Genomic DNA, 8,875 nt, shown 5'->3' on the forward strand with positions numbered 1-8,875 from the left:
TTTGATTTTCATTGAGTATCAAAAGCCCGATGTTTCCATCAGGCTTCTTTTTATCCATGTACACGTTTCATATAGTCTTGGTAACTTTCGGTATCCATGAGTTGTTTAGCGTTCTTGACGCGGTCTGCTGTCGGTGGTTTAACCCCTTCGAGTGAATAAGGAATTCCCAATTCACGCCATTTGAATTCTCCCATGGTGTGATAAGGTAGAATTTCAAACTTATCAACATTTTTGAGGGTCTTGACGAACTTACCAAGTTCAATCAAGTCATCATCTCTGTCTGTCAAACCTGGAACTAGCACGTGGCGAATCCAGACAGGTTTTCCAATATCTGATAGATACTGGGCACAAGCCAGAATGTTTTTATTGGTTTGGCTAGTGACAATTTTGTGCTGTTCTTCGTTGATTTCCTTGATATCCAAGAGAACCAAGTCAGTGACAGCCATGAGTTTGTCAAACTTTTCAAGGTAACGTGGTTTATTACGGAAAGGAAGGGCACAGGTGTCCAAGGTACAGTGGATTCCTTTTTCCTTGGCCTTGGTAAAGAGGGCAATCAAGAAATCAATTTGCAAGAGGGCTTCTCCCCCACTGACAGTGATTCCTCCCTTGTCTCCCCAGAAACCGCGGTAGCGCAAGGCCTCTGTCAAGACATCATCTACCGTCCGTTCACGTGACTTATTGGACTCCATAGCCCAAGTGTCCGGGTTATGGCAATACTGGCAACGCATGTGACAGCCCTGCAAAAAGACAATAAAGCGAATACCAGGACCATCTACCGCCCCAAAACTTTCTGTCGAATGCACCATTCCTGTCACTTGTCCATAATCAATTGTTTCTTCAGACATATCGTTACCTTCCTTGAAAACGTTTTATAGTTTTATTATATCACGACTTGAAGGAAAAACAAGATTTTTACCTATTTTTTAGAAAGCAATCTGTTTTTCAATTTCATTTTCAATTACTTATCAGATTCTTCTTCAAAATCAAAGCCATACAAGGTTGCAAAATAGTCCTCAGGACGCTCTGCACGGCGGATTTGACGGGCTTTGCCTTCTTCGGTATAAAGGATTTCCGCAGAACGAAGTTTGGCGTTGTACTGGTAGCCCATTGAAAAACCGTGGGCACCTGTATCATGAATGACCAGCAAATCACCGATTTCTGTATGAGGAAGTTCGCGATTCACTGCAAATTTATCATTGTTTTCACAAAGTGAACCGACCACATCTACCACTTCAACTGGTCCATCTGGATGGGTCACGTTAGTAATATGATGGTAGGCTCCGTACATAGCTGGACGCATGAGATTGACTGCTGATGCATCCACACCTAGATAGGTACGGTAGGTTTTCTTCTTATGAGTGACTCTTGTGACCAAAGTACCGTGAGGTGCCAACATAAAACGACCCAATTCGGTAAAAATCTTGACCTGACCAAGACCTGCTGGCGTAAGGACCTCTTCATAAACCTTACGAACCCCCTCACCAATCAAGGCAATATCATTTGGCTCCTGCTCAGGACGATAGTTGACTCCAATACCGCCAGAAAGATTGATAAAGTCTAGTGAAATACCCAACTTTTCCTTGATTTCAACAGCCAATTCAAAAAGCTGACGCGCCAACTCTGGATAATAGAGATGGGTGACGGTATTGGATGCTAGAAAGGAGTGAATCCCAAAAGTCTTAGCTCCTTTTTGCTTCAAGATAGCAAAAGCTTCAAAGAGCTGGTCCTTGGTCATGCCAAACTTGGCTTCTCCAGGATTGTCCATGATGTCTGTCCCCAGTTCAAAAACACCTCCAGGATTGTAACGACATGAGATGATTTCTGGAATGCCTGCTGCTCTCTCCAGATGTTCAATATCTTCAAAGGCATCCAAGTTAATGGTAGCACCCAATTCACGTGCATAGGCGTATTCCTTATCTGGCGTGTTGTTTGAAGAGAACATAATCTCAGAACCAGGGAAATCCAGTTTATGACTCATCAAAAGCTCCACATAACTAGAGCAGTCCACACCGCAACCTTCCTCTTGGAGAATTTTCAAAATAGCTGGTGTTGGAGTAGCCTTAACTGCAAAATATTCCTTAAAGCCCTTGTTCCACGAAAAGGCTTGATTGACGGCTCTTGCCTTCTCACGAATTCCCTTCTCATCATACAAGTGAAAGGGAGTCGGGAACTCGGCAACAATCGCTTCTAAGTCTTCTTTATTGATAAATGGTGTTTTCATAAGTTTCCTTCTATTCTATTTGCAAAGAAAGGCTGGGACAATCGTTCCAACCTTTAGTTCTATCTCTTATTTATCTTCGTCAAAGATATTGCCAACCTCAACATCAATGGCTTGATTCTTGACATCAATATTGGTTACCTTCAAGAGTGACTTGTAGTCAAACTGCTTTTCACGTTCTTCTTGGGCATTGTCCGCAAAGACCGCTACACCTGCCAATTCTGAATCAAACTCTCGCAAGAGACTGATCATCCCGTTGACCGTTCCGCCACCTTTCAAGAAGTCATCCACAATCAAGACACGGCTGCCTGCCTTGAGACTACGTTTTGAAAGGAACATTTTCTCAATGCGGTCACCACTTGAACCTGATACATAGTTGACGCTGACAGTTGAACCTTCGGTAATTTTCAGGTCACGGCGCACAATAACAAAAGGAACATTGAGGACATTGGCAACTGCATTTGCAAGTGGAACACCCTTAGTCGCTACTGTCATAACCGCGTCAATTTTTTGATCCATAAAACTCTTGGCAATAATGCGACCAATATTTTTCAAGATGGCTGGTGTGCTAAGTAAATCAGATAGGTAGATGTAACCACCTGGCAAGATACGGTCACTTTCTGACAACTTGGCACGCAAGTCTTCAACCATTTCCTTAGCATCCTGACTCGAAATAGATGGTGTAAAGATGACACCTCCGCCAGCCCCAGTTACTGTCTGGATATGACCGATTTCGATTTCCTCAAAGGCGCGTTTGATAATCACGATATCTTCTGAGATAGATGATTTAGCAGATTCATACTTTTCAGCAAAAGTATTGAGACTAGTTAGTTTATAAGGATGATTAATCAAATAGTTGGAAATGACAACCATCCGATCACTTCTTCTTAATTTCATTTCTATTTCCTATTCCATTTTTATTCAAAAAATCAAAAAGCAAACTAGAAAGCTGGTCGCTGACGATTCAAAACACTGTTTTGAGGTTGTCGATAGAACTGACAAAGTCTGTAATATAACTACATATATACATACGACAAGGCGATGTTACCCTAGTTTGAAGAGATTTTCGAAGAGTATTCATTTTTATCTTTTACTTATTATACCATATTCACATAAAAAAACGAACATTCTTGTCCTAAAAAATGCTCATTTTTCTTAAATTATTAATCTAAATCTGGTTTATAGAAGGAACGATTGTCCATAGCGAAGATTTTATTGGTCATCTCTCCTTTATCCACCAAAGCAAGAGCTGTTGACATCATCATCATGCTAGCATCCAGATTATCAATCATATGGATAATCTCTGCTTCCATAATGCGTGGACGGACTGGACTTCCATACTCAAGTAAGCCGTGGTGACTAAGGATGACGTGACGAAGCAGAACGACTTCTTCCTTGGTATCATCGATGCCGAGTTCCATAACTGTCTTGGTAATTTCGCTATCAATTAGAGCAATATGCCCAAGGAGATTGCCTCGCACTGTGTACTCGGTCTGGTCTGGTCCCGTCAACTCGATGACTTTAGCTAAGTCATGCAGCATAATCCCTGCATAAAGCAGGCTCTTATTGAGCTGAGGATAGATTTCGCTAATGGCATCTGCCAAGCGCACCATGGTTGCCGTATGATAGGCCAAGCCCGTTTCAAAGGCATGATGGTTTGTCTTGGCAGCTGGATAAGAGTAAAATTCCTTATCATACTTGGTGTAGAGCTTTCGGACAATTCGTTGCCAGACAGGATTTTCAATTTTGAAAATCATTTGCGACATGTAGTCACGAATTTCCTTGACATCAACTGGCGACTTGACCTTGAAATCAGCTGGATCATTTGGTTCGCCAGGTTGAGGCAAGCGTAGGGTAATTTGATTGACCTGTGGAGTGTTGTTATAAACTTCTCGGCGCCCTTTCATGTGAACAACCTTACCTGCTGTAAAGGCCTCAACGTTATGAGGTTGGGCATCCCAGAGTTTTCCTTCAATCTCGCCACTATCATCTTGGAAGGTAAAGGCTAGGTAATTTTTCCCAGCGCGAGTTTGTCTCAGGTCAGCTGACTTGATTAGGTAAAAGCCTTCAAACAGCTCATCTTTTTTCATGTGACTAATCTTCATATTCTTCCTCATCTTCTTGGAAATGGAGTAGATCAAGCGCAGGCTCACCTTCTGACAATTCAATGTGACGGAGCGTCCGCTCGATAGCTGTGGTACGACGGTTTAATAATTCATCAATATTGCCCGAGGCATGTTGGAGATGCTTTTGTGCCTTGACCAGAATACCACCAAACTTGCCAAACTCGGTCTTGACACTGGCAAGAGTCTTGCTGATATGGTCGGCACTCTTTTGGATATTGAGAGTTTTGAATCCAACTGATAGGGAATTGAGGAGAGCTGACAGGGTACTTGGCCCTGCAACGATAATCTGCTCCTCCCGCCTCAAATCATCAAAGAAGACCGGATTGCGGACAATTTCTGAGTAGAGACCTTCTGTCGGAACAAACAAAACTCCAAAATTGGTCGTCCGAGGCGGTGCTATGTACTTGCTCTTGATATCCTTGGCAAAGCGCTTGACGCTTGCTAAGAGTGACTTGCGACAGCGTTCGATTTCGTCCTTGTCACCTGCTTCATAGGCTTCTTCCAAGCGGTAATAATCTGCCAGTGGAAACTTAGAGTCAATTGGTAGGTAGACGTATTCCTGGTCGCCTTGTCCGGGTAACTTGATGGCATACTCCACTCGTTCACTGGAGTTTTCAACCGTTGCGTATTCTCGTTCATACTGGGCAGGTGTCATAATGTCTTCGATGATTTGCCCCAGTTGCAATTCACCCAGAATTCCTCGCGTCTTAGTTCCAGAGAGAACCTTGTTGAGGGCTCCGACATCGCGGGCAACTGTCTGCATTTCTCCAAGGCCACGATTGACTGACTCCAGTTGCTTGGAAACTGTCTCAAAGGAAGCCTGTAAGCGTGTCTGCAAGGTCTTTTCTAGTTTTTCCTCGACTGTCTGGCGCATTTGTTCCAAACGTTGCTCATTGGATTCCTGCAGGGCTTGAAGCCGTTGATCAGTCTTGTCTCTAGTTTGCAAGAGATTATCTGTCATTTCTTGACGGACCTGAGTCAGACCTTGGTGCAACTCGATTCGCACTTCTTGCAAGCGGTCGCTAACAGCTACTTCCAGATCTTTTTGATCCAACTGACTGGCTTGTCTGGCTTGTCCAAAACGATAATCCAACTGGTCTGACAAGTGATCTGCCTGATCCTCCAAGCTCTTGACTAGATGTTTTTCCTGCTTATCCTGCCTTTGCCAAATCAGAAAGATACCAGCTAGGTTGGCAATCAATAATAGAACAAGTAAACTTTCCATCCTACCTCCTGTCCTTACTATGCATCACGACCACATAGCCATCTGGGCAAGTCACCGAAACTTCCCTATCTATATATTCGTTAGAAGCGTACACTTTTTTAAAGAAAAAATTTTCCTCAGTCAACTCATACTTGGCACCAATAATAGTCAGCTGGCTATCCCGAACCGGCATAAAGGCAAGATAGTCGTAGTCTGAACGGGGATGTAGCTGACTAGTCCCTTCTGGACAATAGGCAATCAAATTTTGCCCATCCTCAATCGCTATCTGACGCATATAGGGTGCCAACTTAGGATTGCTAGGTAGAAAGACGTTAGCCAGCATGTGATCAATACGGCCACCCAAAGCACCGAAAATAGTAACCTCAGCCTGAGGATTTTTCTCAAAAATAGTCAAGAGAGCCAATTCCAGATCTGTATCATCCTTTTCTGGTCGGGCTTGGACAAAATACTGGGCACGTTTTTGAATCACCTGTCGCTCTTCTTCCGTCACAGAATCAAAATCTCCAACCGCTAGAGCAAGAGGAAGATCTTCCTCCAAGACCCAAAGCGAGCCTCGATCCACACCGACAAAGCAATCAAAGTATGTCCGATAATGACCGCGGTCTCCGCCTGCAAAAACGGCAACCCTAGCCCAGTTGTTTTCTGAGAGTTTGTACTCGCTCATTGACATCTCCCTTAAAGACATAGGAACCTGCTACAAAAACAGTCGCACCAGCTTCTTTGGCTTGGTCAATAGTTTGGTCATCAATCCCACCATCGACTTCAATCTCAAAGTTCAAACCTTTTTCCTGACGAAGAGCAACCAACTCACGGACCTTATCCATGGTCTCTGGTAGAAAGGCTTGCCCACCAAAGCCTGGGTTAACTGTCATAACTAAAACTTGGTCAACTAGGTGAAGCACATGCTTAATGGCTTCAACTGGTGTGCCAGGATTGATAACGACTGAAGGCTTAACTCCGAGTGAACGAATCTTTTGGAGGGCACCATGAATATGAGGCGTTGCTTCCACATGGATACTGATAATATCCGCACCTGCACGCGCAAAGTCCTCTAAATGATGCTCAGGGTTTGACACCATCAAGTGGCAATCGAAAACCATCTTGCTATGAGGGCGAAGAGCTTCGACCACACCCGCACCAAAACTGATTTGCGGTACAAAATGACCATCCATAATATCGATATGGGCATACTCTGCCCCAGTTGCTTCTAGGCGTTTAATTTCACGTTCAAAGTTGGCATAATCTGCTGCCAGAATTGACGGAGCAATCTTGTATTGAGACATAGGTTTCTCCTTATTTTGGAATTTTTTTGCTGACCTTTTTATATGTTTCTCTGCGATTTTCAATTTCGCTGAGGAATTGCAGGTAGTTGTCAAAACGGAAGCTGGCAATAACACCTTCTTCCACTGCTGGCTTGACCGCACAAGACGGCTCATGGGTATGGGTACAAGTGCGAAATTTGCAGTCTCGACTGACAGTAGCAATCTCTGGAAAGGCCTGATTGAGGTCTTCCGCCGTTGATACTTCGTAGTCCAAGGATGAAAATCCTGGTGTATCTGCGATTTTGCCCCCATTGAGGTTGTAAAAACTAACAGCTCGAGTGGTATGACGACCGCGACCCAAACTGTCTGAGATCTCTCCTGTTTCAAGATTGAGGTCTGGTGCGATTTTATTGAGAAGGGTTGACTTACCAACACCTGTCTGCCCCATAAAGACTGTAATCTTACCTGTTAACAAAGGCAGGAGTTCCTCCTTACTGGTCACAAAGTCATAGCCGATGTCACCATAGGTCTGTTGATAAAAATCCAGTTCTTCCCTATCTTCCAGCAAATCCATTTTGGAAATATAGACGATGGGATGAATACCCTTGTGCTCCAAAAGAACTAAGAACCGATCCAGCAAATTGCTGTTGAAGTCCGGTTCCTTGACGGACATGATCACCACGGCTTGGTCAATATTAACAATAGGCGGACGAACCAAACTGTTTTTCCGTTCGTAAATTTTGAGGATATAGCCTTCTGAATTTTCCTCGGCAGAAAAATCTACCCAGTCCCCAACGTAAGGAGTATGACCTTTTTTACGAAAATTCCCACGCGCACGTGTCTGATAAACCTGACCCTCACTCTCCACATAGTAGAATCCTGCCAGGGCTTTAATAATTTGTCCTTGCATCTTAGAGTCCTTGCCCCTTAAGTGCATCTGCTAGACCGGCAAATTCTGCCAAGCTGAGAGCTTCCCCACGCACACTTGGTGACAAGCCTGCTTGGTCCAAAGCCTTGATCAGCTTGTCCTTGACTTCCTCAGTCTTGCCAAAGTAACCTGTCAAGTTATTCCACAAGGTCTTGCGACGATGGGTGAAACTTGCCTTGGAAACCTTAAAGAAGAAGCTCTCGTCTTCCACTGCTACAGCTGGTTCTGGACGGCGTACCATTTTCAAAATAGCTGAGTCCACATTTGGCGCTGGCACAAAGACCGTACGAGGCACGATAAAGGCAACCTTGGCAGTCATGTAATACTGCACAGCGATTGACAAACTGCCATATGCCTTGGTATTTGGTTGAGCGGAAATGCGGTCCGCTACCTCTTTTTGCATCATGACCACAAACTCACTAAAAGGAATTCCGCTCTCGATCAAGTGCATGAGAATAGGCGTCGTGATGTAGTAAGGCAAATTAGCCACTACCTTGATTGGCAGGTTAGGATTTTTAAAATTCTGGATATGTTGCGCCAAGTCAACCTTGAGAATATCCTCGTTGACAACGGTCACATTATCAAAATCACGCAGGGTATCTGCTAGGATTGGCACCAAACGATGGTCAATTTCAAAGGCCATGACCTCTGCTGCACGCTCAGCCAAAAACTCCGTCAAGGCACCAATCCCTGGCCCGATTTCGATGACATTAACCTGGCCATCAATCTCAGCCGTATCCACGATTTTTTGTAGAATATTGGTATCCGTCAAGAAGTTTTGCCCGAAAGACTTTTTAAAGGTAAAACCGTGACGCTCCAGCACTGCCTTGGTCACGCTATAATCTGCAATTCTCATCTATTCTCTTTTCTATTATCTGTTACTACTATTGTAACACATTCCCCTTGTATTTTGGGGGTGAAAATCATACCAAAAAACTATCTTTCCTCATGAAGAAAGATAGTTTTGGAAATCTTTAAAGGGGGACTGAGCGGTTCTCTCGAAACATACGTTCATACTCTTCGAAAATCTCTTCAAACCACGTCAGCTTCACCTTGCCGTATATATGTTACTGACTTCGTCAGTTCTATCTGCAACCTCAAAACGGTGGTTTGAGC

9 protein-coding genes are annotated in these 8,875 nt (G+C 43.9%); all 9 read right to left on the reverse strand.

The window, feature by feature from the left end; all coding sequences use genetic code 11:
• Window positions 1-50 precede the first annotated feature (50 nt).
• The 9 genes from pflA to rsmA all read right to left on the reverse strand — a co-directional run bounded on the left by pflA (window position 51) and on the right by rsmA (window position 8,615).
• Window positions 51-845, reverse strand: coding sequence for a pyruvate formate-lyase-activating protein (gene pflA / locus HT697_RS00590; protein ID WP_049496248.1), 795 nt, complete (start codon window positions 843-845; stop codon window positions 51-53).
• 113 nt (window positions 846-958) lie between these two features.
• Window positions 959-2,221 (reverse strand): diaminopimelate decarboxylase, encoded by a 1,263-nt coding sequence (locus tag HT697_RS00595; RefSeq protein ID WP_173253227.1) that lies wholly within the window; start codon window positions 2,219-2,221, stop codon window positions 959-961.
• Between the two features lie 66 nt (window positions 2,222-2,287).
• Complete coding sequence (gene purR, locus HT697_RS00600) at window positions 2,288-3,115, reverse strand: pur operon repressor (RefSeq protein ID WP_025169708.1); 828 nt, start codon at window positions 3,113-3,115, stop codon at window positions 2,288-2,290.
• Between the two features lie 266 nt (window positions 3,116-3,381).
• Window positions 3,382-4,323: a 3'-5' exoribonuclease YhaM family protein gene (locus tag HT697_RS00605; RefSeq protein ID WP_000703197.1), complete on the reverse strand. Its 942-nt coding sequence runs from the start codon at window positions 4,321-4,323 to the stop codon at window positions 3,382-3,384.
• The gene (locus HT697_RS00610; protein ID WP_173261698.1) at window positions 4,313-5,569 is read right to left on the reverse strand and encodes a DNA recombination protein RmuC; all 1,257 of its coding nucleotides are present in this window, start codon (window positions 5,567-5,569) and stop codon (window positions 4,313-4,315) included. The genes HT697_RS00605 and HT697_RS00610 overlap by 11 nt, the downstream gene beginning before the upstream one ends.
• A gap of 1 nt (window position 5,570) precedes the next feature.
• Entirely contained in the window at window positions 5,571-6,233 is a 663-nt protein-coding gene (locus HT697_RS00615; protein ID WP_173261701.1) for a thiamine diphosphokinase, read from the reverse strand.
• Window positions 6,196-6,852, reverse strand: a complete 657-nt coding sequence (gene rpe / locus HT697_RS00620) for a ribulose-phosphate 3-epimerase (protein ID WP_173261704.1) — start codon at window positions 6,850-6,852, stop codon at window positions 6,196-6,198. The genes HT697_RS00615 and rpe overlap by 38 nt, the downstream gene beginning before the upstream one ends.
• Before the next feature lie 10 nt (window positions 6,853-6,862).
• Window positions 6,863-7,741 carry a ribosome small subunit-dependent GTPase A gene (rsgA, locus tag HT697_RS00625; protein WP_173253230.1) on the reverse strand — a complete coding sequence of 293 codons (879 nt, stop codon included), beginning with the start codon at window positions 7,739-7,741 and terminating at the stop codon, window positions 6,863-6,865.
• Between the two features lies 1 nt (window position 7,742).
• A complete protein-coding gene (gene rsmA / locus HT697_RS00630; RefSeq protein ID WP_173253231.1) occupies window positions 7,743-8,615 on the reverse strand; it encodes a 16S rRNA (adenine(1518)-N(6)/adenine(1519)-N(6))-dimethyltransferase RsmA in 873 nt (290 codons plus the stop codon).
• Window positions 8,616-8,875: the final 260 nt, after the last annotated feature.

The sequence above is a fragment of the Streptococcus sp. 1621 genome (assembly GCF_013276615.1).
GTDB lineage: Bacteria > Bacillota > Bacilli > Lactobacillales > Streptococcaceae > Streptococcus.

What these genes read in the sequence shown, in the direction of transcription:
- pflA (WP_049496248.1), bottom strand. Translation starts at nt 845, where the DNA reads ATGTCTGAAGAAACAATTGATTATGGACAAGTGACAGGAATGGTGCAT.
- HT697_RS00595 (WP_173253227.1), bottom strand. Translation starts at nt 2,221, where the DNA reads ATGAAAACACCATTTATCAATAAAGAAGACTTAGAAGCGATTGTTGCC.
- rsgA (WP_173253230.1), bottom strand. Translation starts at nt 7,741, where the DNA reads ATGCAAGGACAAATTATTAAAGCCCTGGCAGGATTCTACTATGTGGAG.
- rpe (WP_173261704.1), bottom strand. Translation starts at nt 6,852, where the DNA reads ATGTCTCAATACAAGATTGCTCCGTCAATTCTGGCAGCAGATTATGCC.
- rsmA (WP_173253231.1), bottom strand. Translation starts at nt 8,615, where the DNA reads ATGAGAATTGCAGATTATAGCGTGACCAAGGCAGTGCTGGAGCGTCAC.
- HT697_RS00615 (WP_173261701.1), bottom strand. Translation starts at nt 6,233, where the DNA reads ATGAGCGAGTACAAACTCTCAGAAAACAACTGGGCTAGGGTTGCCGTT.
- purR (WP_025169708.1), bottom strand. Translation starts at nt 3,115, where the DNA reads ATGAAATTAAGAAGAAGTGATCGGATGGTTGTCATTTCCAACTATTTG.
- HT697_RS00605 (WP_000703197.1), bottom strand. Translation starts at nt 4,323, where the DNA reads ATGAAGATTAGTCACATGAAAAAAGATGAGCTGTTTGAAGGCTTTTAC.
- HT697_RS00610 (WP_173261698.1), bottom strand. Translation starts at nt 5,569, where the DNA reads ATGGAAAGTTTACTTGTTCTATTATTGATTGCCAACCTAGCTGGTATC.